The following is a 26,946-nucleotide window of genomic DNA, read 5'->3' on the forward strand; positions in this document are numbered from 1 at the left end:
TTTCAGAGATAACATTGTTCGCTGGAGAACGCTCCTGGTAATGCTTCGATCGTCTTAAGCCATTTCTTATACTGATTCAAATCAAAAGGAACAAGTCCCGAAATATAGTGATTGGCACCTTCAATTGAATTGTAGTTCCACTTCAATAGATAGAGTCTCTTTTTTCCTTCCATCGTTTTGATGGAGCCTGCTTCCACATTTTCGTTCGCATTCATCATCACTTGACCTTGCAGCAGAACCTCGCCTGTATCTCCATCCTCGACATGATACGTGACGAGCCCGGTTTCAAGACTATCATTGCCAAGAATAACTTTATGATGCCAGTTCTCGATTTCAGACATCATCAAACATACAGGAGCCTGTACTCTCTTAAGGTAATGGAAAGCGAGTTTTTTGTTGAAGTAATAATCGACGACGGCATCGGAGAATTGCGGCCAGCAATCTAAGGCATTCCACCAAATGACTCCGGTCCGGCGCCACTTGCGAAGACGTACCATCTCCACGAAGAACTTTTTGGCTTCAGCTTGGGAGATTTGGGATGCCAATGCGAATTCCTCAAGTGAGCCAGGTACATGTCCGAATAAAATTTCAACTTGATTAGCCATCAGCTCGTTGCGATTATAATAGCGTTTCTCGAATGTGATCGTCTCTGTATTATGTGTATCCCACTCATCATTGTTCTGGTAAGGCCACAATTGATCAGGCGAGATGAACTTCTTGATGGAAGATACAGCAGGGCAGCCATGATAACCGATTTCACTAATAAAATGAGCGGTCGTATGTTTATAGAAGTCACCCTTGAAATAATCCCGAGGTCCCCAGTTGTGCTGCTCCGGAACGTTTAAATCGCCGATGAGATGATCCGGTATATAAGGTGATGAATGCAGATAATGCCTAAACGGGTCATGGCTTCCTACAACGCTCGGCAGCACATCTCGCGAGATTCGGTTATAACGCGAATGCGGTAGATCGTAACCTTTATGATAGTACAATTGGTCAATCTCGTTATCTCCTGCCCATAGCAGAATGGAAGGATGGTTACGCATTTTTTTGACGATGCTTAATGCTTCCTTGCGGATCATATCGGCAAACTCATCGTTCTGGGGATAAATCGCGCAAGCCATCGCAAAGTCCTGCCAAACCATCATCCCTCTTCGATCACATAGATCAAAGAACGCGTGGTCCTCATAAACGTTGCCGCCCCAGCACCGAACGATGTTACAGCCCAAATCCTCAAGTAAATCATGCGCTTGCTGCACTCGCTCTTTATCCCGGCTGTGCAGAGCATCGAGCGGCACCCAGTTCGTACCTTTGGCGAATATCGGAATGCCGTTCGCTGTGATTTGGAATTCCCCGGCATCGCCAGGCTCGAATGCAGCCTTTAATTCGAGGACTCTAATGCCAATGTTCTCTGTTCTGATATCGACCGGCTGTCCTTTATACAGCAATACAAACGTAACCTCGTATAAATTCGCTTCACCATATCCCTTGGGCCACCACAGCTTCGGGTTCGGGACTTCAATGGTAAATCCGTCCGATACGAACTTTGTATTTGCCTCGTGTTCGAAGCGATGCTCCCCGCATACCCCTTCGATTCGGATCGAAAAATCATTCAGAAAGGTTTGGTCGGTCGTAAATCGATAGCGAACGGCAAGCTGAGCGATGTTCCCGTGTAAACGTTGCGTCGCGTAATACACTTCCGTCAGGCGCGTCTTCGATCTCGCCTCAATCTCAATATCTCTCCATATTCCCGCTGAAAGTAAGCGGGGAGCAATATCCCAGCCGAAGGAATGCGGCGGCTTACGGAGCCAGACCAGTTCATCGTGACGCTCGGACATGCACAGGTTAACGGGAAACTCTTTGTCCCTGATCTTGTTTATGGCCGATTCGATCCGGATGGCAATATGGTTGGCTTCACCGAAGCGAACGTAGCGTGTAATATCGCACTCATGCGCAATCATCATGTTATCCGTCGTTCCCGCTAATTCGCCATTGATCCATATCGTCCCGAATGTATCCAGCCCGTGCAGCTTGAGCACGAGGTCTTGTCCCAGGAAATCGTCTTGGATTTGAAACTCTCTCTCGAACCACCATTGATAATATTCATATTTGCTATAGCGATACACGTTCTGCCCGAAGAACGGATCTTCCTCGACTTCGGCTCTAACCAAATCGAGTTCCACATTTCCAGGTACAGACGCCTCTATGACCGGCCAATGGAGTGCTTTGACATCCGCTAGTACTGCTGGCATCTCACCTTCTTCCAAGCCGTAGTGCAATTTCCATTTTCCGTTTAACGTTACGCTTTGGTTCATTACGATCCTCCTTGAAATGTAAGCGGTTAATTCTAGTTTTATATTACAACAAATTCAGTCTTTAAAGGCGGAATGATTGCTATCAGTCAACGGATCATAGGAAATGCATAAATTATCCATTCCAAAGCACACTAACTGAAGCGCAGACTATTTTTCGAGGAGGTGATACGGCAGTGGGATTCTTTCGCAGCATTCTGAGAGGGAAGCGCCGTCCGCGTAAACCGTCATCACTTCCGCCTGCCCAGACGCAAGCGGTCCAGCCGCTCAGCACGGAAATGGAAAGAGATATTAAGGAGCTGCAGGCATGTCTCAGCCAGTCGCCTGATTTAGTTACTCGCCGCTTTCCGATCAAAGCGACCGGTGACCGGGCCGCTCTCATCTATCTGGATAGCTTAACGGACAAGGTAGCCATCAATCATGATGTGCTTAGGCCTCTTATGCATGAAACGGCGGCCGACCCCCAAATCGAGAATATCGTCACCGTTGGCCGCATCAAGCAAGCAACGGATCTCAATCAAATCGAGAAGGACATTCTGCAGGGAGCAAGTGTCTTGTTCGTTGAGAATACGGGAACTGCTTATCTATTAGATACGCATGGATGGCCGCAGAGGGCAATTGAAGATCCGCAATTGGAGGCTTCGCTCAAAGGCGCTCATCAAGGCTTCGTGGAAACAAGCGGCCAAAATATCGCGCTCATCAGACGATATATTCAAAACCGGGAAATGAAAACAATCGAAATTCAAGTCGGGGAACGAGGGCTGACCACGGTCAGCATCTTATATTTAGCGGACGTGGCGAATCCGGAAGTGCTGCAGGAATTGGTCGATCGGATTAAGCAAGTAGATATCGATGCCATTCTGTCTACCGGAGAGCTTGAAGAATACATCGAAGATAATCCGTACTCACCGTTTCCTCAATTCACGACAACCGAGCGTCCAGATTCCGTCGCTTCGCAAATTTTGCAGGGCAGGCTAGCGGTGGTCGTGGATAAGTCGCCAGAGGCGCTGATAGGTCCGGCTAATTTTGCAATGTTCTTCCAAAGCATTGATGATTACAGTATTCGGTGGCAGGTTTCATCGTTTATTCGGCTCCTTCGGTTTGCGGCGTTCTTTGTCACCATATTCCTGCCTGCTTTCTATATCGCAGTCATTTCCTACAATTTCGAAGTTATTCCTCTTAAGCTGCTGTTGTCGGTAGGACAATCGAGGCAAGGCGTTCCGTTTCCGCCGATCATTGAAGCATTGATTATGGAGCTCACGCTCGAAATGCTGAAGGAGGCTGGGATTAGACTTCCGGCGCCAATCGGGCAGACTGTTGGCATCGTTGGCGCGATCGTTATCGGACAAGCGACCGTACAGGCGGGAGTTGTCAGCAATATCATGGTTATCGTCGTATCGCTGACGGCGCTGTCCTCGTTTATTATTCCGAATAATGATATGTCCGCGGCGATCCGTTTAATCCGCTTTCCGATGATGCTTGCCGCATTCTTATACGGGCTTCTGGGCGTCGGCATCGGCATGCTCCTGGTGCTCACACATTTAATCGCACTGGAATCGCTCGGCACCCCTTATTTTGCTCCTTTCAGTCCGCTCCGGTTCGCGGATATGAAGGATACGCTCATTCGGCTGCCGATGTGGAAAATGCTGAAGCGGCCACTCAGCTCGAGAGCGATTCAAAGGCGCAAGCATGGCACAAATCGAGGTGGAAACGGTTGAAGAAATACGCATTGAATGATGTCACGCTTTTTCAATACATCTTTATGATCCATGGCTCGCAAGTGGGGTTCGGCCTGATGTCTCTTCCGACGGTATTAGCCAAGAGTGCAGGAACGGCTGGCTGGATATCTCTCCTGTTTGGATGGGCCATTGCCGTCCTTGCCAGCTTGGTCATCACTCATGTCATGAAGAAGCATCCCGATCAAACCGTGTATGATCTAATCCCCTGCTACTTCGGCAAGGTGCTCGGCGCCATCATGAATGCCGTAATCATTGCGTACTTCATGTTCGGTTTTTGTATTGCTTTTATGGCATTGGTCGGTTTTTTCAAAGTCGAGCTGCTCGCGAATACGCCGAACTTCTTGATGGCGCTGCTGTTCTTAGTGCCAACATACAACCTTGCACGCAATCAAGTGCGCATACTCGGCAGGTACGCGGAAATAAGCTTCTGGGGCTTTTTGTGGCTGCTGCTTATCTACTTGTACCCATTGAAGAATTCCCATTGGCTGCATATGCTGCCGATTCTTAAAGAGGGCTGGGGGCCTGTGCTGCAAGGCGTCCATACGACAGGGCTTTCCTTCCTTGGTTTTGAGATCAGCTTCGTTCTGTATCCCTTCCTGAAGCATAAAGAAAAAGCAGCTTTAGGTATTGTCATAGGGAACAGTATTACGCTGCTCCTTTACTTAATCGTTACCATTATCTCCTTTTTATTCTTCTCGCCCGACGATATACTCTCGTATCAATATCCGACGTTGAAAGTATTGAAAGTAATGGAGTTTCGCTTTCTGGAGCGCGTCGAGATTGTTGTTCTCGTGGCTTACGTTTTCTTGGCAATTAGAGTGTGGACCCATTATTTGTTCGCAGCGACATTCGGGCTCAGCAGGCTGGCGGGGAGGGATGACCATGTACCATACGTGAAGCTAATCTCCATCGGAATGCTCCTGCTCTTAATGTTCTACAAGCCATCGTTTCAAGAGTTGAAGCTGTTTTTGGATTGGTTTGGCACATCGGGCTGGATCATCGCTTTTGCTTTTCCGGTCTTCCTGCTCGGTTATACAAGTATTGTCGGCCGTAAGGGAGCGATGAGATGAATCGGCTTTACCAAATCGGACTTGTCCTGTTATGTATGCTGCTGCTGCCCGGCTGTTATGATCAGATGAATTTGGAGGATGCCTCGATCTCCCTCATGATGGGGCTCGACGTGGATAATAACGGCCAGCTATTGGTTTATGTGCAAAGTCCTGTTTTTTCCCGAGAGGCAAAGGAAAAGACGGAGACGGTAGCTGTAACTGCCGATACGATACGGCTTTCACGCGCCAAATTCAATGCGGTACTAACCGGGATTACGACCGGAGGGAAGCTGCAGACGATCTTAATCGGCAAGCGGCTGCTTCAGCAGAAGGACTGGTTTACCTTATTCGATATCTTCTATCGCGTTCCGAAGCTGACGGAAACGCCGAGGGCAATCGTCGTTGATGGATCTGTAAATGAGATTTTTGAATTTAAGCCTGCGGATAAGCCGCGTCTCTCCTTGCATATGAGCAAGCTGATCGATACATCGAACCAGACGAATATCACCGTATTAACGAACTTGCAGGAGCTGCGTCGGCAGATGAAAGAGAAGGGCATGACCCCTTCCTTATCGCTCATAAAGAAAGAGAGGGATAATATCTTCGTAACGGGAACCGCGCTCTTAAATAAGAAGGATGCGATGGTGGATCAGCTTTCTCTTCAGGAAAGTATGCTTCTGTTGATTTTACAAGATCAAATCCATGGCATACCTTCAATGGTTATCGTTCTGGGTTCTGCCAAGGATGAGGAGGACAGCGACAAAGTAGCTACGATTAAGGACGCCATTGCATTCGATGTGGCCTCGTACAAGAGAAAAGTGCGTACCGCGGTAGTGAACGGGAAGTTCCAGTTTGATATTGATTTAAAACTCAACATTGTCATCACTACATTGCAGATGGTGAATCTTAATCTTACTAGGAATAACAAATCCGAAATTGAGAAAATCATTGCAGCCGAGCTTACGAAGCAATTCGAAGCGTTAATCCGTAAATGCCAGACAAGGAAGGTCGATCCGTTTGGATTCGGACTCTACGCACGGGCATATCAATATAAAAGTTGGAAGAACGTTCAGAATGAATGGGAGAATGCGTTCGCAGATGCGGATGTCCGTATTCATGTGAAGCCGGATATTAAAAGCATCGGCGTCACGGAATGATGGGAAGGCAATTAACCCCGTCACCGCTTCACCGCGGAAAAATGACGCTGAGAGAACAAATATGCTCTCTCAGCGCCAAAACCAACTCGAAAAACTGCCGAGAGAACCTATACATTCTCTCAGAGCAGGTCAAACCCCGCTCGCCGCGGAAAAATGACGCTTATTATATGCATTATTGCTTCCGATAAAAGTACAGCTTGCTCTGCCTGTATTGCCCGATCTCGACCTGCAGTGATTGCAGCGCTGCCCCGCGAATGACTTGGATCTCATTGCTATCCGCGTCCTCCAGCTCGTAATTCGCCTCCGCATCGATGCCATGCAGCTGGAAGCTCGCAGTTACAAAAGGGCTCTCCTGCCTGCGAAAAGCAGCGACGATACCTTCTCCCAAGTCCGGACGGTCCATCTGATACGCCAGCCATACCTGCGGGGAGATCGAGCAATCCGTGAACGGATAGAAGTCGCCTGCGAAATAGGCTCTTGCCCGGCTAAATTCTTGCAGTCGATCGCGAAGCTCATCGACAGGGAAATCCGGTACGACCGTACCATCGGCTTGAAAATACGGAGATAGGCCAACGGCGGCAGAGAGAATGCTTCGCGCGTCATAGGCCGCCGCTGATCGAGCCGCTGTTCCGCTGAGCGGGATCCAATACGATAATCCGAAGCCATGCGTTTGCGCGGCGATCGGGTCGGATGGGACGCACTGCACATCGCTTCGCCAGAGCGGGATGCTGCGTGAAGTCGTCTCGATATCAATTCGGCGTCCGCCGCTTGCGCAGTTGTCGATGATGAGGCCCGGGTGTCGACGCAGCAGCTCATCCCAGAACGTGTACAGCCCTTGTACATAATGCGCTTCCGCAGCGCCGATACGATCCGGCGTGTCGAGGCTCTCCCAATAGGGGAGCGGGTTGAAATTGAAATCCTGGCGGAACAGATCAATGCCGTGCTCCGCTATAAGACCCGAAATCATCCCAATCAGCCATTCCAACGCTTCCGGCTGCCCAAGGTTGAGCAGCAAGCTTTCTCCCTCCACCTTGTTGCCGACATACCACTCCGGATGCTCAAGCGTAATCGGTTTGCCGTATATCGCGCGCTCCGGCTCCATCCACAGCAGGAACTTCATGCCGGCCACGCGAGCTGCATCGCTCACTACTTTGATGCCCTCCGGGTAATACTTCCGGTGATAGTTCCAATCGCCGGCTTGACGATACCATTCTCCGGTAAACTCGTCGGAGGTGTCGCTGTCCGCAGCGCCGTACCAGCCTGCATCGACCCAATAGTAGTTATAGGGCAATTCCAGCTCCTTCACGGCGCGAATCCGTTTGAGGTGAACAGCCGTCTCCGTTCCGCCCCATGAGCCGACCGTGATCGGGCCTGTAATCGGCTCGCCGTTCACCTTCGGCGTTTTGTGCGACATTATAAAACGGCGAAGCTTGTTCTGTCCGTCCATTCGGCTGCTGCCAGACCATGGCACGAGAACGATGCTCGGCAAGCGAATCTCTTCCCCTGGCTGCAAGGAGAGGCGAAGGTGCGCTTGACCGGCGCGAATGGCAAAACGGTTATGAGCGGGACAAGTCAGCTCCGCCGACCATTGCCCCGACCAACCAATCGCGATGATGAGTCCTTGATCCTCCTGCTGCAGATTGAAGAAGGGCAGGACGCCATTCGAAGAGCGACCTCCTACGGGCGCGAATCGATGGAGCTCGCGGTCTTTCATTTGGACACGCTGCGGCATGAAGTCATCATATTGATTGCTTGAGCCTTTCGAATAATGCAGAATCGCGTCACTGGAATAAGGCAGCTCATATTGCAGGTCAATTGCTCTTACTTGCTCGAGAATCGGCAAGCTCTTGTCGGAGCAGTTGCGGAAGTAAACAACCCATTCGCTAATTCCGCCGTCATAGCTTTTGCTTGCTACTTTGCATTGCAGCCCCGTCATCCCATCGTCGTACAAACGCTCATTTACTGTAACCCCGTCGCTGTTCGTCGTCTTCTCGCTCATCGTAAACCGTTCCATACAGATCTCCGACGGCTCGCCGCCATAAACGAACGAGAAGGGCATCATACTGCCGCTGAAATATTCGGTAATCGGACTGCCTAGCTTTCGCTTCACGCCTGTAACCTCCCTCACGATTGGCCAAATTCTCCACTAGTGTAAACGTAATCATTCGCATAGACAAGATATTTTGTTAACAAATATTTTGAATGGTAAACATTTTATCGAAGTAGCTGCAAGTGGCTTAAACGCACTCGAATCGCACCGTTGCAGCCGAATGTGCGCTTAAGACACTTATGTAACAAAGAGTGACTATCGCCGGCTTAGGGGCTAGCGCTATAGTGTAATCGCGAGGAAGCTTGATTACCAGTTGAAAGGGGAGCAGGCGATGTATTTGACACGTATGCGGCCAGAGCAAGTACGTGAAGCGGTGCGGGAAAACCTGCCGCTCATTATGGGCTCGGGCGTCGTGGAATATCATGGACCGCATCTGCCGATTGGGACGGACGCGATGATCGCGAGCCATATTTGTACGGAAGTGGAGAAGCGAATCCCATGCGTCGTGGCACCGCCGATTGCGTTCGGTCCGACGATGTCGTGGGCAGCCGGACCGGAAGATGGGGAGATCGACTTCGACCCGGCGCCTTTTGAAGCCTATGCGAAGGAGCTGCTGAAACGGCTGCGGATGATCGGCTTTAAGCAGATTTATATTATCCAGCATCACCAAGGCATGGATGGATTGCAGGCGCTCAGCCTGAGGCATGCGGCTGCGGAGCTTACGCGCGAAGAGGCACTTAGCTGGGGTCACTCTTGGGGCTGGCGGGATCCGAGCACGCTGCCGAACCCGAATATTTTCGGGACCATTCAGGTTGCAGGCATTGATACGTATTTGCGCTATCCGGCGGACAATCCTGGACCGATGCCGATCGGCCATGCCGGCAAAGGAGAAACGCAACTCATTCAGCATATCGATCCCGAGACGGTGCGTATGGAGGCGCTTGGTACGATTGAACCCTCGACGCTGCCGGAATGGATGATGGATGCGAAGGAAGCGAATGCGGATGAAGCGAAGTACTGGCTCGAACTCTGTGTAGAAGGCTGGATTCGCCATATCACTAGAGCAGGAGGAGAAGGATGGACAGACGCGCACAAACGATTGTAGCTGATTTGCCATTCGGCCAGCCGCCGAAGTGGGCGCTCCTGGAGCGTCAGTTGATTGATCTCATGAATGCGGCGATCGATCCGCTGCTGGAGAAGTATGTTTATTCAGACGGCACGATCATGTGGCCGACGAAGGAGGATCACGTCGGAGTCGACGCGCTGGATGATGCGTACGAGAGCTTCCACAATTGGCCGCTTTTCTACTTGCTGGGCGGGGCAGACCGGTTTCTGGATCTGTCGCATAAGGAGTTCGACGCGATCACCGAGCAGTTCACGAGATATGATAGCGGGCACGGCCACCCGATGGTCGTGAAGGAATATGAGCAAGGCTACGACTGGTTCCATCAGGGTGAAGGCTATCTGTTCTTCTACCTGCTCTGTCTCGCAGATCCTTCGAATGCGCAGAACATTGAGCGTGCAAAAAGGTTCGCCGGCTTCTATATGAACGAGGACCCGGATGCGCCGAACTATGACGAGAAGCATAATATTTTGCGGAGCGCGCATACCGGCAGCAAAGGACCAGGCCATCGGAACTTCTCCGGCGAACCGTGGCATTACGATGATTGGAAGAAATGGTACGGTCTCCCGTTCCTCGACGTGCCAGGCGTGGAGACGGTCGATGACTTGAAGGAGCATGACAAGGCGGCGCTCATGGGCGCGGCGATGAAGGAGCGGCAGGCTTACGGAGATGTTGCGGTTAATTTGGCGGTGACGACGATGCTTGCGAACGCCTATCTGCTGACCGGCGAGGAGAAGTACAAAGCTTGGATTCGCGCCTATGTGGACGGTTGGGTAGAGCGGACTGCTGAGAACGGCGGCATTTTGCCGGATAACGTCGGGCTGTCTGGCGAAGTGGGCGAACATAACGGGGGAAAATGGTACGGCGGCTACTACGGCTGGACATGGCCGCATGGCTGGGAAACCGTCGGCGATGCGGCAGTTATCGCGGGTCAGAATGCGATGCTGCTGTTCCAAGATGCCAATTATCTCGATCTGCCGCGTTCGCAAGTCGATCAACTGATCAAGCTTGGTGTCCGGGACAATGGAACGCTGTACGTACCGCATAAGAAGGGCGATCCGTTCGAGCGGCCGCCGTACAAATGCGAGCCCGCGCTGAAGAATGAGCAGGGCGAGGTATACAGCAATGACGGCTGGTTCGAGTACTTGCCGATGGACTCCCGCTATATCGCCCATCTGTGGAACATGTCGCGGGACGACGCGGACCTCGCGCGACTAGCGACGATTCGCAATAGCACAGCGCGGGACTGGGAGCGGGTGAACATGCTCCGCAAGAAGGATCAAGGCGGGCATGAGCAGGCGTGGATCAGCTACTTGCAAGGCGACTATCCCGAGTATCCGGAAGAAATTCTGATGCACAATATCGAACAAGTATATGGACGGCTCCAATTCATGAGAGACGACACGCAGGATCCGTCCACATATGGCGACTGGTATTTGCAGGTACGCAATCCGGTGACGGCGGAAGGGCTGACGCAGCTGACGCTTGGAGCGCCGCTGCCGGATTATAACGGCGGTCTGCTCATGGCAAGCATCAGATACGCGGACTTAGAGCGCGGTCGACCGGGCTTGCCGGCAGATGTCGCCGCGCTCGTCGAGCATATGGATGCGGAAGGGCTGACACTCAAGCTGGTCAACCTAAGCGTGTCGCAGAAGCGGGAGCTGGCGATCTATGCCGGGGCGTTCGGGGAGCACCAGTTCACAACCGCTGCGTACCGGACGCGGAGCACGGATGGCGACGGTATGGAGGAAGCCGTTATTAAAGCTAACGTGCTTGAGGTGACGCTTCTGCCGGGCAGCGAGATTACGCTGCATCTCGGTGTGAAGCGGTTCGCGCTTGATCCTTCCTATTCAGTGGGCAGTCAGTAGAGGAGTTGAATAGAAGCATGGACATGGCGGCAGAAACAGGCCAGTTCAAACAAACAATAAGCCGGTACTGGCTGCAAACAGCAGCCGGCAACCGGATTCCCTATGGCGTTGGCTGCGCGTGGCTCGGCCGCGGCGCGATGGATACGGAGACGATGGACCGCGAAGCGGCGGTGCTGAAGCTTGCATATGATAGCGGCATTCGCTATTTCGATACCTCGGTCGCTTACGGCGAGAGCGAGCGTATCGTCGGCCATTTTCTCGCTCAGGCGAAGCGGGAGTCGCTGTTCCTCGCCTCGAAGGTGCGCGTGCGCGAGGATGTGACGGTGAAGGAAGCGGTCGCGCTTGCAAAGCTTAGTCTGGAGCAAAGCCTGCTTCGCCTGCGAACGGATTATATCGATCTCTTTCAGGTACATGATCCGAACGTGTTAACGAATGTGCTCGCAGAGGAAGGCGTGCTGCACATGCTGCTTGAAGCGAAGGCGCGCGGCGTGATCCGAAATATCGGTCTCGCGACAAGACAGCATGATCTGCTTGCGGTTGCCGCGTATCACGGCGAGTTCGATACAATCTTGACCTATTCGGACTATACGCCGGTTGATCCGACCGCAGCGTCGGTAATTGCCGAGGCAAGCGGCCTTAAGCGAGGCGTCATTAATGCTAGTCCGCTCTTGACAGGCTTGCTCTGCGGATTGCCGCCGATGGAGGTCGACATTCCACGCGGCGTTCCCGAGCTTGCGCAGCGGCAGAGGCGGGCGAGCGAGTTGTATGACCTATGCGCTGCGAATGGCGTATCCATAACGGACGCCGCGCTGCAATTCCCGGTGCGGCAGCCGCAGATTGATATTACGCTGTCGGGACCGAGCATCGCCGCGGACGTGACGAATACGATTGCATCACTGGAGCGGCCGATACCGGAGTCGTTCTGGCAGCAGGTCGAGCAGTGGTACAATCAGCTGCCGCAAGAGTAGGAGGATGTGAGGAATGGCCATGGAGAGGGGTGCGCAAACAGAGCAATCACAGCAAACAGAGCACGGCAAGGGAGCCGCGATGCCTTCGAAACGAATACTCGTGCTCGGCGCGGAGAAGCTTGGGGAATGGAGCAGGCGGCCCTACTTGGAGGTGGCCGGTGTCGTTGATCTGTACGGCGAGAGAGAGCGGCTTCCTGCTGAAGATCGGATCTGGCTGGACCGTTATCCGGTCTATCCGGATGTGGACACGGCGCTGGCACAGTCTGCGGCAGAGCTCGCGGTCATCATCGTGCCGAATGATTGCAAGAATACGATCGATGCGGAGCGAAAGGTGCTGGAGCGGGGGCTAGACTTGGTCGTGCAGAAGCTTCGGCTCGATAGCGCCGAGGATATGTGGGAGCTTGTTCAGCTTAGCCGCCGCAGCAGCAGTGGAGGTGGAGGCGGCAAATTTATCGTCGGTGAATTTTACCGCTATCTGGCGAGCATTCGGACGATAAAGGCGCTGCTGCAGGACCATTCCGTCGTGGGCAAAGTCGAGTATGTCGTCTGGACCTGCACACTGCCGCTCACTTCGAATGTGCATAACCGATGGATGTCGAGCTACAAGCATGTGACGCTGGAGGACTTATCCTATCATCATTTTGGCACGCTTCATTATTTGCTCGGCTTTCATCCGTTGACGCTCTACGCGCAGTCCTATAAGCCATCCTGGGCGAAGGTCGGAACGCTGCCGATTGCCGCAATGCAAGCGAAGACGTCGGAAGGGTACCGGCTTCATTATTTGACGACATGGGGATCACGGGCGGAGCCGACGGACTATCTAGGCGATATTCGCATAGAGGGGGAGAGGGGCACGATTGAGCTGAAGGGCGGACGTGTCTCGATTACAGGGAGCAACGGGGTCGTGCGTGAAGCAGAGCTGCTGCCTGCGCGGTACGAAGGGTTTTTCGGTATTTTCGACCATCTGAATGATGTATGGCAAGGGAAGGATACACGCATTGACGAAAGTCCTTACACGATTGAGCAGTTCGAGCCTGTGCTGCGGACGATGTACAGCGCCGTACGGTCCGCGGAGACGGGAGAAGCGGTGCTGCTGTAAGTGAGCTTATGAATAGGTATGCCTTCTCGCAAGATGTGCGCGGGAGGGCATTTTTGCTTGATGCGGTTAAGTGTGAGATAGAGAAGGAAAGTTAACTTACTCCACGAAGTAGATAAGATAGGCTAAGAATCAACGCTCAAAGGAGTACAAGCTCGAAGTGGAAGGTGAGAGTGCGAAAAAGTGACTCTCACGCGCGAAAAAGCGCGAGGAGCGAGCTGGGAGTAGGAAAAGGCGTCTCTCAGAGTGGGTGGCAGCGAGAATCCGCGGGAGCTGGAAGTTGTGAGCTTGTCATTGCATTTTAACTCACCGACTGGAGGAACGAACATGATTGTATCGCATAAAGAAGTGGAGCAATATAACCGAGATGGATTCGTGCTCATGAAGAACCTGTTCTCTAAAGAAGAAGTGGACTTGTTGATCCGTGAGATTGAAGGCGGGGATCGCGTTGCGGGAACGACACACAGCACTGAAGATCGTTCCGGTCTGAAAGCCAAGCTTGCCATCTGGTTCGAGCTCGGAGCAGACGCATGGTCGAGTGTTTCGATCTGTCCGCGTATCATCAACAATGTGCGTATTTTGATGGGGGAGGATGCAGCCTTCTTCCATGGTAAAGTCATGCTCAAAGAGGCCAGATCCGGCGGAGCTTGGGAGTGGCATCAGGATTACGGTTATTGGTACGATCAGGGATTCCTATATCCGAATATGATGAGCGTCTTTATCGCGCTTGATCACGCAACTGTGGAGAATGGATGCCTGCAGGTGCTTCGGGGATCCCATAAACTTGGACGGCTGGAGCACGGTAAAGTAGGTTCTCAGACAGGAGCTGACTGGGGCCGTATTCATCAGGTACAGAACATGTTTGATCTTGTGCATTGCGAGATGGAGCCAGGCACGGCGCTGTTTTTCCATAGCAATCTTCTGCACGCCTCCGCTCCGAACATGTCAGATCGCCATCGCCGCACATTTATTACCTGCTACAACGCGACAAGCAATCCAGTGCTGCAAGGGGAATCTCTCAAATATTTCAGCTCTTGTCCGGTAGGTTCGGATGATTGGCTGGCGAAGCTGTAATGAAGATAACATATGAAATCAAGACAATGGATGAATTCAGAAAACTTCCATTAATATGTAAAATCAGTCTTATACTATTTTTCTTGGGAGCGGCTGGTTTTATTGTTTCAGTCATATCTAGAATGCTTGAGATTGAGTTTCTGAATCGGATGCATGGAATTCCTTATTCGATCGGAATGATGCTATTTGGTTTTGTAATCACAATCCTTTTTGATAAAGATAGCTCGAAAAGAACGGAAATTGGTAGGATGGGACCCCATTAACAACTGATCTCACTAACCGATCACCATCTCCACCGTTTCCCGCACCTGCACAACGACGATGCCGATACCGCACAGCAGCAGGATGAGCGCGATGATCAAGCTCGGACGAAAGCCGCCCAAAAACACATCCCAGACAATTAGGCCCCAATCGAGCCACCACCAACGCAGCTGCCCGTCGTGCTTTTCCTTTTTGTACTGCCGCACATGTGTAGCGATATCTAACCAATACCAGCGAATAATGATCATGCCAGCTACCAGCATTCCAATGCCAATCATCCAAGAAATGATGTAGTCTTTCATGTTAAGTTAAGGCCTGCCTTCCGCTCTACTTAACCAATCAGTATTTCCAAAAGAAATCATTTAAGTAAAGAATCCGCATGGAATCCGCTGCCAGCTGAGTGCTAGAATAGAGTTATCAGTCATCTTATGCGTAACGAATGTTCATTCAAAATCATTGGAGGCGATTATCATCACACGTACGGAACTGCGTTTGCCCCGAACAACCCCGGAGGCGGTCGGTATTCCATCCGCTGCAATTGCTTCACTGCTTGATGCATGGCGCAAATCGCATCTCGAGCTGCACAGCATGATGATTGTACGCAACGGGCAAGTGGCGGCTGAAGGCTGGTGGGCTCCATACTCGCCGGAGCTGTCGCATATGTTGTTCTCTCTTAGCAAAAGCTTCACGTCAACCGCGATTGGCCTCGCCGCCGCCGAAGGGCTGCTGTCTTTGGACGATGCGGTTATCTCGTTCTTCCCCGAAGTGACACCGCAGGAGCCTTCGGCTAACTTGAGTGCGATGCGCGTCCGCCATCTTCTCATGATGGGCACCGGGCATGAGGTCGATACGATGCAGGCACTCGCCTTCGCGGAGGACGGGGATTGGGTTCGCGCTTTTGTGCAGGCACCGGTGGAACGTGAGCCGGGTACGCATTTTGTATATAACAGCGGGGCTACTTACATGCTCTCGGCAATCATTCAGAAGGTAAGCGGGCAGAAGCTTCTCGATTACTTGCAGCCGCGGCTGCTTGACCCGCTCGGCATTACGGAAGCGACTTGGGAAGCCTGTCCGCGCGGCATCCATACCGGCGGCTGGGGCATGACGCTGACGACGGAGTCGATCGCCAAGTTCGGACAGCTGTACTTGCAGCGAGGTGTGTGGGATGGCAAGCGCATTCTCTCGGAGGCTTGGGTGGATGAAGCAACCTCGAAGCATATCGACAATGGCGATGATGAAGCGAGCGACTGGGCACAGGGCTACGGTTACCAGTTCTGGCGCTGCCGTCATGGCGCGTATCGGGGCGACGGTGCTTTTGGTCAGTTCTGCATCGTCCTGCCGGAGCAGGATACAGTCATTGCGCTGACAAGCGGAACGAACGATATGCAGGGCGTGCTGGACGGGATTTGGACGCATTTGCTGCCAGCGTTGACGGGTGAGAGCCCGGCTGTGACGGCAGGAGATGCGGAGGCTTTAACCGCCAAGCTTGCATCGCTCACGCTCGAGCCTCCACGGTTTATCGCTCATGAAGCTTCCACGGAATCGAAGCTGAATGGCAAAAGGTATACGCTTGAGGAGAATTCGATGGGGTTGACCGCACTTACCGTTCGGTTCGAAGCGGATGCAGCGCTCGTTACATACGAGAGTAGTGAAGGCGATTTCGTCCTCCGCTGCGGTCGCGGCGAATGGGCGGAAGGCCATGGCATTCTGCCGCAAGGTGCTCCGTTCCAGCGCGGGCATAACCTGCGCATGATGTCGAGCTTTACTTGGCAGCAACCGGATAAGCTCTTGATTACAGCTCGATATATCGAAACGCCTTTTTATTTAGCTTCAGAGTTTCAATTTAATGAAGATGCGCTCGTTGTGCAGCAGAAAGTGAACGTCTCTTTCATGCCGCCTGAGCCGCCAACGCTACACGGCAGAAGCTAATTATAGAAACCCTTTATCGTCTTGGTTACGGCCGGACGGTGGAGGGTTTCTCTGTTATGCTGCACGTTTGTACCCTCCTGGGGAGCCGTGCTATAGTTGGAGATATGTTTCATTAATAGGGACAAGCGGGTGAGCGAAAATCACGTACGAAGAAGTGATGCAGCATTTAGCTGAGATGGGATCGGAGCAGACGAAGAAAACACTCGTGAATCACGGCGCTCGGGAGCCGTTTTACGGAGTGAAAGTTGGCGATTTGAAGAAGTTAGTGAAGCCAGTTAAGAAGGATCAAGCGCTAGTGCTTTCGCTGTACGACTCTGGTGTCAGTGATGCCATGTATCTCGCCGGACTAACCGTGAATCCGAAGGCGATCACGAAGGAGCAGCTGCAGAGCTGGGTGCGAGGTGCGTATTGGTATTTGCTTGCTGAGTATACGGTAGCGAGCGTGGCGGCGGAGAGCTCTTTTGCCCGCGAGCTGGCGATGGAATGGATTCGGTCGCCGGAGGAAATGATCGCAGCATGCGGCTGGAGCACCTATGCGAACTACTTGTCGATAACGCCGGATGAGCAGCTCAACATGGAAGAAATACGTAAGCTGCTGCACGAGGTGCGGGATCGCATTCATGAGGAGCAGAACCGCGTCCGCTATACGATGAACGGTTTTCTAATCTCGACTGCGGCGTATGTGAGAGAGCTGCACGAGGAAGCGATTGAAATCGCCGAAGCGGTCGGTAAAGTGCACGTCAACGTTGGCAATACGGCCTGCAAAGTGCCCTTTGCCACTGAATATATTACGAAGATGGCCGGAATGGGCAAAATCGGCATTAAACGCAAAACCTGCATTTGCTAGCAGAGGGAGAAGGTTAGGGAACATGACGATGGGCTATATGATAGGCGTCGATATCGGAACGACGAGCACGAAAGCAGTGCTGTTCGAGGAAAATGGTACTGTCGTCACTTCGGCGCATGTGGAATATCCGCTATTCACGCCGACGCCGGCGGTTGCCGAACAGAATCCGGAGGAGATTTTTTCCGCGGTAGTGTCTACCGTTAAGCAAGTGATGCAGGGCGTTGATGCAGGGCAAGTGTTGTTCGTTTCGTTCAGCTCGGCGATGCACAGCGTCATTCCGGTGGATGCTGATGGCACGCCGATTATGAAATGTATCACTTGGGCGGACAACCGCAGCGCAGCATGGACGAAGCGCCTGAAAGAGGAGATGGGCGGACACGCGATCTACTTGCGCACAGGTACGCCGATTCATCCGATGTCTCCAATTACGAAGCTGCTCTGGCTTCGCCATGATGAGCCGGACATCTTTGCACGCGCTGCGAAGTTCATCTCAATAAAAGAATACATATTTGCCAAGCTGTTTGGCGTGTATATAGTCGACCATTCTATCGCTTCGGCAACAGGGATGCTCAATCTGGAGCAGCTCGATTGGGATGACGAAGCGCTCCGTATCGCTGGCGTAAAGGCAGATCGGCTGTCCACACTCGTGCCGACAACGCATGCGCAGCGGGGACTTAAAGGCGAGTATGCTGCTGCGATGGGACTGCATGAGGATACGCCGTTCGTCGTCGGAGCAAGCGACGGCCCGCTCTCGAACCTGGGAGTCGGCGCGGTTGACCCCGGCGTTGTTGCCGTTACAATCGGGACGAGCGGCGCCATTCGGACGCTTGTCGATAAGCCGGTGACCGACCCGAAAGGCCGTTACTTCTGCTATGCGCTGACGGAGCATAAATGGGTCATCGGCGGGGCGGTCAACAATGGCGGTATTATTTTCCGTTGGCTCCGGGATGAGCTAGCGGCTGCTGAAGTCGAGACCGCGAAGCGCCTCGGCATTGATCCGTATGATGTGCTCACTCGTATTATGGAGGGCGTTCGCCCGGGTTCGGATGGTCTTATTTTCCACCCGTATCTGACAGGAGAGCGGGCGCCGCTGTGGAATCCCGATGCGCGCGGCTCCTTCTTCGGCTTGACACTGCACCATCGTAAGGAGCATATGATGCGGGCCGTGCTTGAAGGGATCAACTATAATTTGGCGGCCGTGCTCGCGGCGTTGGAGGAGACGATTGGGAAGCCGGTTCGGATTCATGGGACTGGCGGCTTCGCTCGTTCGGCGTTGTGGCGCCAAATGATGGCGGATGTGCTTGGTCAGGAAGTGATTATACCGGAGAGCTTCGAGAGCTCCTGCCTCGGGGCGGTTGTACTGGGACTTGTGGCGACTGGCAGAGCGGATTCGCTTAGCATCGTCTTGCAGATGACGGGCTCGAATTACTCGCACACGCCAAATAAAGAAGCAGCAGCCCAATACAGGGAGCTGCTGCCGATTTACATGCGCCTTGCGGGCAAGCTGGAAGAGGAATATGCCAGCATTGCCGAGTATCAGCGCCGATTGTTTCTCTAGAAATCGTGGTTAATGGCGATAATTCCAATGACTTGCTGCTCGTCGGAGCTGCCGCCGAACCAAATATCACCGTTGCCGACCATGACGCCTTGGTAATTGACGAATAGCTGGTCGACGGATTGATTCGCAATCGCTTTTTTCACAGGCTCGGTTATGATCTCATCGTAATGCTGCACGAAATCAGCCCGTGTCTGATAAAGCTCTGTGCCGGACTTGCTGTTCACCCTCAGCGGGTACAGAATGTGACTGGCAACTTCGGCTTGATCGCCGTCCGCGATGGCATTCTTGACCGTATTAAATACGTCGATGAAGTCATTCGGATTACGAATGCCCGCCACTTCAAAAGGATTCGTCCCTGACTCGATGCGATCAGAGACTGTCGTCGGATCCGCCGATCTGAGCGGCGCAGCCGTATTCGCGTCGTTATTGTCAGCGTGACCGCAACCAGCAGCCAGCACAAGCATTGAAGCGGTTATAAGAACGGCTGCCGAGAGCCGGAGCCAGACATGTAGACGATTACCAACTTTGTTGTTCATTTCCATACACCCTTTCCTCCTTATCCTTTCACTTATTGGACGAAAGGATGCAGCGTAATGTTACGAGGTTATAGCTAGAAAATAGTGGTGGCAGCGTGGTGGCAAAGCAGAGTGCCCAAGAAGTTCCTGTTGCCAGGATTCTTGGGCACTTTTGTTTGTTGCAGCGGGTTGTAGCTTGGTCGCCGCAGTTTCGTGAGCTGGAAAGCGGAACTTTGCACCCGAGAATCCGAGAACCCGTGAATCGTCGAACCTGCAAATCCGTGAACCTGCGAACAGTCGAACCCGCAAGCCCGCAAGCCCGCAAGCCCGCAAGCCCGCAAGCCCGCAAGCCCGCAAGCCCGCAAGCCCGCAAACCCGCAAACCCGCAAACCCGCAAACCCGCAAACCTGCAACGCTAAAGAGTAAATTCTCTAACGGAACTCAGAAGCGCTATTCGCCTCAAAACGCACGCTACTAAATTCTAACGAATCTCAGCGATGCTATCGCGCCTCAAACAAGGGTGAAATAAGCAATTTTCCCTGAATAACGCTTCCTGGTTCCGTTAGAAACTCAAATTCAACGAAAATGACCAAATAGCGCTTCCTGAGTTCGTTAGAAGGGGAGGCAGACGAGGGGGCGGAACGTTTGAAAGTTACTTTGTAGACAGGCGATCACTCCACCGTGCCGTTCACCGCCGTAGCCGTTCCCCCGCCGTAGCAACTCCCCCGGGCTGCAGCACAGTAACTTCGCTAACGGAACTCAGAAGCGCTATTAGGCCCAAAACGCACGCTAATAAATTCTAACGGAACTCAGCGGTGCTATTGCGTCAAAAACAAGGGTGAAACTCGTGATTTCCCCTTAATAAAGCATCCTGGGTCCGTTAGAAGCCGCTCATATCACAAAAAAAGCCGCCACTTGTTGCTAGTGGCGACTCCTTTTTCTAAGCACGGTCAACAATCGTTTCGTAAGTCGACCGGTCACAGTTCTCAACCAGCTTCACGAGCAGCTCCTTCGCTGCGTCGTAGTCGTCCGTGTGGAGAACGGATGCGGACGTGTGAATGTATCTCGCACATACGCCAATGACGGTCGACGGGATGCCGATGCCTTGCGTATGGACCGCGCCGGCGTCCGTACCGCCTTGCGAGACGAAATATTGATATGGAATCTTGTGCGTGTTTGCCATATCAAGCACATACTCGACCATGCCGCGGTGCGTCAGCATGGTTGGATCGTAAATGCGCAGCAGCGTGCCTTTGCCCAGCTGGCCGAACTGCGACTTGTCGCCGTTCATATCATTCGCCGCGCTCGCATCCATCGCGAAGAACAGGTCCGGCTTAATGAGCGAGGATGCTGTCTTCGCGCCGCGAAGGCCGAGCTCTTCCTGTACCGTCGCGCCGGAGTAGAGCACGTTCGGCAGCTGCTTGCCCTTCAGCTCCTTCAGCAGCTCGATGGCAAGGCCGACGCCGTAGCGGTTATCCCATGCTTTTGCCATAATCTTCTTCGGGTTCGCCAGCGGGGTGAACGGGCAATATGGCACAGCTTGCTGGCCGATGCGCACGCCAACCTCTTCGGCATGCGAGCGGCTGTCTGCGCCGATGTCGATGTACATGCCTTTCACATCAAGCGGCTTGCCGCGCGCCGATTCGTCGAGCAGATGGACCGGCGTCGTGCCAATAATGCCTACTATTGGGCCGTTATCGGTCATCACTTGGATGCGCTGCGCCGGCAGCACTTGGCTAAACCAGCCGCCAAGCGTCTGGAAGCGGAGCATGCCGTTCTCGGTAATGCCCGTAATCATGAAGCCAACTTCGTCCAGATGGCCTGCCGCCATAATGACCGGACCGCTCTCATCGCCCCGCATCACGCCAAAAATACTGCCAAGTCTGTCGGTTACAATCTCGCTCGTATATTTCTCAATTTCTCCGCGTACAAAGCCTCTAAGCTCTCGCTCGAATCCGGATGCCGCTTGAAAATCGGTGAGTGTCCTCATTAGTTCCATCGTATCTTGATTCATGGGTACAGTACCTCGCTATTCGTTTAATCTATGGACCACTATCATTTTAAACCTTTTGGCAGCACGGGTAAACTTTAGGCAAAGGAACTGATCGATTTAGAAGCCATTCAGGCCAGAGCAGCAGCTGCGGGACTCATCAACTGAATGACAATTTCATGTCCATCCGGGTCGGCAAGTACCCATTTACGCAGGCCATCATCTGCCTCTCCGATTGTACGCGAGACGTTAATGCCTGAATCGCGCTGCCATGCATAGAACGAGGAAGCATCCTTAGCTTCCAGCTGCAATCGCGCTGCTGCATCCGGGGAGCTTAGCTTGTCTATGAATCGAATGCTGCGCATCACAATCTCCTCACCGATAAGCTCGCTGTAAGCGCTGGCCGACGCCGCTACGCTTTTCACCGCAAGTACGAAGGGGGCTTTGGCAACACCAGCACGCAGAGCATGGTTGTCGCAAGTCCGCCTTGCAGCGGGGAAAGATTCCGCGAGCGAGTGGCTGCCCATCATTATCTGATGGCCCTCCGCATCTGCTGCAATAAAAATATCGGTGAAGGGACCGCCTTTATCGAGAAAATTGATGATGGTCCATTTTTGCCGGAGCGCCCGTTCATAGGTTTCATCCATATCGGGCACGCGCACATAGTAAGCGGGCTTCCAATCGGCATGGTTAAGATCGAGCCGCTTGTCCATCAAGACGAGCCATGTATCTGCCCCGAGGGGGAGCAGGCCTATTGGATTGTTAAGCTGATCCGGCTTCACTTCGACTCCGAGCAGCGCTCCATAGAACCGCATGCTTGCTTTCAAATTACCGCACATGTACACGACGCCTTCAAACCTGCCATCCGCTTGCTTGGGTAGAGCGGGCTTGGGACGGTTTCCGCCGAACGAATAGAAAGGGCTAAGCGGGATATGATGCACGGGCGGCAGATCGGCGCATAAGCTTGAGCTTAGTCTAATGATCAGAAGCTCGGACAGCAGCTCGCGGAGGATGCCGATCGCTTCTGTTTCCTTACCCTTAGCCTCACGAAGCAGCTGTAAGGCTTGCTTGCGAAGCTCCGGCTGGCGGGGAAATCCGCCATGAGGGAACGGGAATAATTGTGCGAGAGCTGCGAATGATTGCTGAACCGCATCATATGCGAGTTCGGCTTGACGAAGCAAGCTTGTAATCTCGCCATGATTTTCCGACCATATCGGATCCGCTCGCCGCTCTGCCCAGAACGTCGCAGCATGCTTGCGAGTCCATACATATAACGCAATATTGGAGGCGTTCCCCAGAGGATCTATCGTGCTGTTCTCGAACGCGGCAATCCATTCGTCATAGGCAGCCAGACCGTTCAGGCAAGGCATGAACGTATGATCGCCTCCGTCTGCATGGCGAATGACCCGTTCAAGCAAGCGAATCAGCTTATGCTCGGGCCGCTGGTATTCACCGCCGAGCTCGCCATCAAGCACATAAGCATACAGCTCGCGTGAAATCGCATGATCGAATTTCGGATTCCCGTGATACAGCGTTCGATAAGGAACCTGGCCGCTTCTCTGCGGATCCGCTGCGAGCAGTACTTGATTCTCATCGTCGTAGCCGTAGACAATCGCCAAATCATAGGACATTGCGCTCGATAGCAGCGCTGGATATCCTCGGTCGATGGAATCACGAATCATGTCTAGCGTATAGAGGAAATTTCGTGTTTTGTGAGCGCTTGAGGCTGCGTTCTTGAAATGCTGATAATCTACATAGTTCGAATGATAGCCGAGATTAAGCAGCGCATTAGAGATAAACGTGTCCCAATCCCACAGCATCGGACTTTCCGCGCCAATCGTATGCCTTAGCACGTTAAGGTTGAAAGCATAACCGGAATAACCCATTACCTCCGCCATCGACACCTTGGAACCAACTGCCCGGAGCAGGTGATAAAAGGCATTCGCAAAAGCGACGCCTTGATGAGAGAGCGGCTCGTCTTGGATGGTTGGCTTGTTTAATACAACCGTCCGGCTGCCTCCCCTTGCACTCGTATGGACACGGATTTGTGTTCGAATATCGAGTTCAATTCGGCTATCCTCTGCTTTGCGCCGGATGCGGGAAAGCGTCTTATGTATCGTGTTGACGTTCGTATCGAGGCTTTCCGCGATTTCCTGCGGGGACAGCTGTTCATAGAAATGCTTGACGAATACGTCCCGTTCTCTCGGTCCCAAAGCGCGGATCACTTCCGGCAGCCACTCGGCGAGCGGAGAGTCTGCAATAGAAGTAGAGGTGGAACTCGTACCGCTTGCGGTTTTGCGTTTCGCATAGTGATGAAGCGCGGTATCCAGATCGCCCCAGTCTTGCGGTTGGTCATTGGATACGAGCGTTGTCGGGGCAAGCAGCGATGTAAACGTGCTCTCCCGGGCATGCGGTCCTCCGCGGCGCAACTTCATCAAAGCCTGGTTGCGGACGATCGTTCGAAGCCAAGGAAGGAATTTAGACAAATCCGTCACGGTGCCCAGCTTCAAAAATGCCCGAATAAGCGCTTCCTGCACAATATCCTCGGCCAGATGAGTATCCGGCGTCATTTGTTTGGCCCACTGGAACGCCCGTCCGCGATGCCTTGCCAGCAATTCCTGATAGGCGTCGGTACTGCCGAGCCGAGCACGCTCAATGAGCATTTCATCCGAGGCGCCGTCTATGTTTTGAACATCCATGTGTAGAGTCTCCTGTTACGTATGGTCGGTGGTCTTTAAAATGACTTTCGCCAAAAGGATTTATTTTCCTGTAAAATTTTTTCTAGTAGGTCAGGTTCATAGAGTCATGTGGCATCTATAAAAGTGTGGGATAAAAAAGAGGAGGTTGTCACGATGATCACGAAGCCATTGAACGCAGCGCATATGCCGGTTGTAGCTTCTGTAATCCCGACTATTTATGTAACGAATCTGCAGGATGCACTGGAATGGTACTGCCGTTGTCTGCATTTTAGAGTGCTGGCCTATAACCCTCATTTCGCGACGCTCGAGATGTCGCCAGGGCGAATTTGCTGGATCAACCAGGATGCGTCGAAGATCGGGCAGGGACAGAACAACTTCCATGTGAGAGACGCGGCTGCCTTGCATGACCACTTGCAGCGGGAGGGTGCTGACGTTGATCCCCTTGAAATTGGTGTGGCGGATACCCATTGGTATACGCTGCGGGACCCGGATGGCAATTCCTTCGGGGTGTGGAGCGGATTGTTTGGCTTGAACGAGACGGACAACGTGAACCGGCCGGATTTTCCGAAATTGTGGTCATATCGGTTCGAGAAAATGCCGTCCAAGCGCTGCGTCGGTATCCCTGTGACCGTTGATGTGGATCATCCGCAAGCGGCTATTGCCGCAGCGGCCGAGCGATCAAAGCTAGGGGAGCGATTGCTGATCGTGAATCCGATTCTCGAGCGGTATGCCAGCGTCAAGCAGAACCGTCTATGGGTATGCAGCGAGCTGTCGATAGATGCTGCTGTTCCGGACGGACTAGATGAGCTTGTTATCCCGGAGCAAAATTACGCGGTATTCACGTTCAAGCGTGATCAGGACAATTTTCGCAGTCAATATTCCGATATTTATCGGTGGCTGGGTCAGCAATTCGGCTTCCTGAAGACAGAGCCGGGGGCGGCTGGGGCATATCATTTGGAGATGATGCTCGAAGATCGCATTGATGCTTACATCCCTTATGCGACTGGACCCGACGAGACGCATGACTATGACTAAGTTTGTTCTTCACCAAGCCGTCAATCCGGGGATGTACGGCCTCTCTCATCCGTTCAAGGCGGGCTGTACTTCGATGCATTCTGTTACACCGATGTACGGCAATTGCTAGAAGAGATAAGGGCGAAGAATGTTCCGATTGTAAGAGCGCTTTTGGAGGATAGGTAACGCCAAATACAGAAGAAGCCTTCCAATCTTCAAGATCGGGAGGCTTCTTTTCTATTGCTGGATGATGCTAGGGAAATTGTGATCAAAATGCGGATTAACCCCTTTATACAAGTTTTGGAATTGATTACAATAGGGGAAGGTACTTTCCTTGACATCATTGGCTTCTCTTCTAAAATGTAAGCGGTTTTATACAGCTGGCAGCGGCACGACGACATCGAATGGATCAGACCCCTTTTGCAGCGAGATGCACTTACAATCTTTCCTAATAAGATTCGGAGGTAGCGAACGTGGCCAAAATTACAGGCGTGAAATGTATTCGCACAAGGCATGACGGCAGCTGGACGATCGTGAAGGTGACGACGGACCAGGATGGTCTCTATGGAATCGGCTCGGCGACCGATATTTTCAATCCCGAGGCGGTCGTTCAGGTGGTAGAGCAGCTCTTTGCTCCGCTCTTGATCGGTAGAGACCCGAGCCGGATCGAGGATATTTGGCAGACGCTGCATCAGAGCGGTTATTGGCGCCATGGCTCCATTACTCAGACCGCAATCGGCGGCATTGATATGGCGCTGTGGGATATTAAGGGCAAAGAAGCGAACCTGCCCGTATATCAACTGCTTGGCGGCGCATGCAGAGCGGCAGTGCCGTGCTATGGTCATGCGGACGGTCGAGATCAGTCGGAGCTGGAGGAAGCGGTGCACCGATATAAAGAGGAAGGCTATACTGTCATTCGCTGTCAGCTCGGTTCTTACGGAGGCGGAGGCTTCCTGAAGGACAGCGAGGCGAACTTGCCGGATCCACACTGGTCTACTGGCGCGACATTTAATGAAACGACCTACTTGAACGCCATTCCGGACATGTTCGAGAAGCTGCGCGTGAAGTTCGGAAACGATATGCAATTCACGCATGACGTGCATGAGCATTTGACGCCAATTGGCGCAGTGCAACTGGCTAAACGGCTGGAGCCATACAGCCTGTTCTTCCTTGAGGATGTGCTGCCGCCGGAGCAGATCGGCTGGTATCGCCATCTGCGCCAGCAGTCGACCACGCCGCAAGCGGTCGGCGAGCTGTTCGCCAATCCGCACGAGTGGACGGATCTCATCGTCGAGCGGCTCATAGATTTCATCCGCGTGCGCGTCTCCAAAGCGGGCGGCATCAGCGCTTGCCGCAAAATCGCGGCGCTCGGCGAGAACTTCGGCGTCCGCACAGCATGGCAGGAGGGCGGCGAGAACGATCCGGTGAACCAAGCGGCGGCTGTTCATCTAGACCGAGCGGTCTGGAATTTTGGCATTCAAGAGATTAATCATTTCAAAGATGCGGAATGCGAGGCGTTCCCAGGGCATGTCGTGCGCAAGGGCGGCTATCTGTATTCAGCGGAGAAGCCGGGGCTTGGCGTTGATATCGACGAGGAGAAGGCGGCGCTGCTGGTCGACGAGAAGTGGAATCGCAGGGCGTACCACTTCCCGTACCCGACAGATCGTAAAGCGGATGGGACGCTTGTTCGTCCATAA

The 26,946-nt window shown here is 52.9% G+C and carries 19 protein-coding genes; 13 read left to right on the plus strand and 6 right to left on the minus strand.

Going from position 1 to position 26,946, the window contains the following annotated elements:
* Window positions 1-2: 2 nt before the first annotated feature.
* Window positions 3-2,315, minus strand: coding sequence for a glycoside hydrolase family 2 protein (locus AC0LWF_RS15480; RefSeq protein WP_474652430.1), 2,313 nt, complete (start codon window positions 2,313-2,315; stop codon window positions 3-5).
* Window positions 2,316-2,488: 173 nt separating this feature from the next.
* Between AC0LWF_RS15480 and AC0LWF_RS15485 the strand changes: the two genes are divergently transcribed.
* From AC0LWF_RS15485 to AC0LWF_RS15495, 3 genes are read left to right on the plus strand one after another with little or no spacing between them, the layout of a single operon-like run.
* Complete coding sequence (locus tag AC0LWF_RS15485; protein WP_474652431.1) at window positions 2,489-4,030, plus strand: spore germination protein; 1,542 nt, start codon at window positions 2,489-2,491, stop codon at window positions 4,028-4,030.
* A complete protein-coding gene (locus tag AC0LWF_RS15490; RefSeq protein ID WP_474652432.1) occupies window positions 4,027-5,121 on the plus strand; it encodes a GerAB/ArcD/ProY family transporter in 1,095 nt (364 codons plus the stop codon). Before AC0LWF_RS15485 ends, AC0LWF_RS15490 begins: the two co-directional genes overlap by 4 nt.
* Window positions 5,118-6,257, plus strand: a complete 1,140-nt coding sequence (locus AC0LWF_RS15495) for a Ger(x)C family spore germination protein (RefSeq protein ID WP_474652433.1) — start codon at window positions 5,118-5,120, stop codon at window positions 6,255-6,257. Before AC0LWF_RS15490 ends, AC0LWF_RS15495 begins: the two co-directional genes overlap by 4 nt.
* A gap of 172 nt (window positions 6,258-6,429) precedes the next feature.
* Here AC0LWF_RS15495 and AC0LWF_RS15500 read toward each other — a convergent pair whose 3' ends face one another.
* The gene (locus AC0LWF_RS15500; RefSeq protein WP_474652434.1) at window positions 6,430-8,367 is read right to left on the minus strand and encodes a glycoside hydrolase family 36 protein; all 1,938 of its coding nucleotides are present in this window, start codon (window positions 8,365-8,367) and stop codon (window positions 6,430-6,432) included.
* Between the two features lie 271 nt (window positions 8,368-8,638).
* On the opposite strand from AC0LWF_RS15500, the gene AC0LWF_RS15505 reads away from it, so the two are divergent.
* The 5 genes from AC0LWF_RS15505 (at window position 8,639) to AC0LWF_RS15525 (ending at window position 14,436) form a co-directional block, all read left to right on the plus strand.
* Complete coding sequence (locus tag AC0LWF_RS15505; protein WP_474652435.1) at window positions 8,639-9,412, plus strand: creatininase family protein; 774 nt, start codon at window positions 8,639-8,641, stop codon at window positions 9,410-9,412.
* Window positions 9,385-11,298, plus strand: coding sequence for a DUF8034 domain-containing protein (locus tag AC0LWF_RS15510; protein ID WP_474652436.1), 1,914 nt, complete (start codon window positions 9,385-9,387; stop codon window positions 11,296-11,298). Before AC0LWF_RS15505 ends, AC0LWF_RS15510 begins: the two co-directional genes overlap by 28 nt.
* A 17-nt stretch (window positions 11,299-11,315) precedes the next feature.
* A complete protein-coding gene (locus tag AC0LWF_RS15515; protein ID WP_474652437.1) occupies window positions 11,316-12,266 on the plus strand; it encodes an aldo/keto reductase in 951 nt (316 codons plus the stop codon).
* 13 nt (window positions 12,267-12,279) lie between these two features.
* A complete protein-coding gene (locus tag AC0LWF_RS15520; RefSeq protein WP_474652438.1) occupies window positions 12,280-13,365 on the plus strand; it encodes a Gfo/Idh/MocA family protein in 1,086 nt (361 codons plus the stop codon).
* A 324-nt stretch (window positions 13,366-13,689) separates the two neighbouring features.
* On the plus strand, window positions 13,690-14,436 hold the full coding sequence (locus AC0LWF_RS15525) for a phytanoyl-CoA dioxygenase family protein (RefSeq protein ID WP_474652439.1): 747 nt from the start codon (window positions 13,690-13,692) through the stop codon (window positions 14,434-14,436).
* 275 nt (window positions 14,437-14,711) lie between these two features.
* Here the strand turns inward: AC0LWF_RS15525 and AC0LWF_RS15530 are convergent, their stop codons facing one another.
* Window positions 14,712-14,999 carry a hypothetical protein gene (locus tag AC0LWF_RS15530; RefSeq protein ID WP_474652440.1) on the minus strand — a complete coding sequence of 96 codons (288 nt, stop codon included), beginning with the start codon at window positions 14,997-14,999 and terminating at the stop codon, window positions 14,712-14,714.
* 190 nt (window positions 15,000-15,189) lie between these two features.
* Between AC0LWF_RS15530 and AC0LWF_RS15535 the strand changes: the two genes are divergently transcribed.
* The 3 genes from AC0LWF_RS15535 (at window position 15,190) to gntK (ending at window position 19,031) form a co-directional block, all read left to right on the plus strand.
* Window positions 15,190-16,626 carry a serine hydrolase domain-containing protein gene (locus tag AC0LWF_RS15535; RefSeq protein WP_474652441.1) on the plus strand — a complete coding sequence of 479 codons (1,437 nt, stop codon included), beginning with the start codon at window positions 15,190-15,192 and terminating at the stop codon, window positions 16,624-16,626.
* Between the two features lie 139 nt (window positions 16,627-16,765).
* The gene (locus AC0LWF_RS15540; protein WP_474652634.1) at window positions 16,766-17,473 is read left to right on the plus strand and encodes a DNA alkylation repair protein; all 708 of its coding nucleotides are present in this window, start codon (window positions 16,766-16,768) and stop codon (window positions 17,471-17,473) included.
* A gap of 22 nt (window positions 17,474-17,495) precedes the next feature.
* Window positions 17,496-19,031 carry a gluconokinase gene (gntK, locus tag AC0LWF_RS15545; RefSeq protein WP_474652442.1) on the plus strand — a complete coding sequence of 512 codons (1,536 nt, stop codon included), beginning with the start codon at window positions 17,496-17,498 and terminating at the stop codon, window positions 19,029-19,031.
* On the opposite strand, the gene AC0LWF_RS15550 is transcribed toward gntK, so the two are convergent.
* From AC0LWF_RS15550 to AC0LWF_RS15560, 3 genes are all read right to left on the minus strand, one after another.
* Window positions 19,028-19,573: a hypothetical protein gene (locus AC0LWF_RS15550; protein WP_474652443.1), complete on the minus strand. Its 546-nt coding sequence runs from the start codon at window positions 19,571-19,573 to the stop codon at window positions 19,028-19,030. The two genes, gntK and AC0LWF_RS15550, sit on opposite strands and share 4 nt — an antisense overlap.
* Window positions 19,574-20,486: 913 nt before the next feature.
* Window positions 20,487-21,560 (minus strand): M42 family metallopeptidase, encoded by a 1,074-nt coding sequence (locus AC0LWF_RS15555; RefSeq protein WP_474652444.1) that lies wholly within the window; start codon window positions 21,558-21,560, stop codon window positions 20,487-20,489.
* 107 nt (window positions 21,561-21,667) lie between these two features.
* Entirely contained in the window at window positions 21,668-24,235 is a 2,568-nt protein-coding gene (locus AC0LWF_RS15560) for a sigma-70 family RNA polymerase sigma factor (protein WP_474652445.1), read from the minus strand.
* 153 nt (window positions 24,236-24,388) lie between these two features.
* Here AC0LWF_RS15560 and AC0LWF_RS15565 point away from each other — a divergent pair, with 153 nt between their 5' ends.
* Both AC0LWF_RS15565 and AC0LWF_RS15570 read left to right on the plus strand, forming a co-directional pair.
* Window positions 24,389-25,270: a GyrI-like domain-containing protein gene (locus tag AC0LWF_RS15565; protein ID WP_474652446.1), complete on the plus strand. Its 882-nt coding sequence runs from the start codon at window positions 24,389-24,391 to the stop codon at window positions 25,268-25,270.
* A gap of 452 nt (window positions 25,271-25,722) precedes the next feature.
* Window positions 25,723-26,946: an enolase C-terminal domain-like protein gene (locus AC0LWF_RS15570; protein WP_474652447.1), complete on the plus strand. Its 1,224-nt coding sequence runs from the start codon at window positions 25,723-25,725 to the stop codon at window positions 26,944-26,946.

Source organism: Paenibacillus sp. sgz302114 (genome assembly GCF_056120345.1).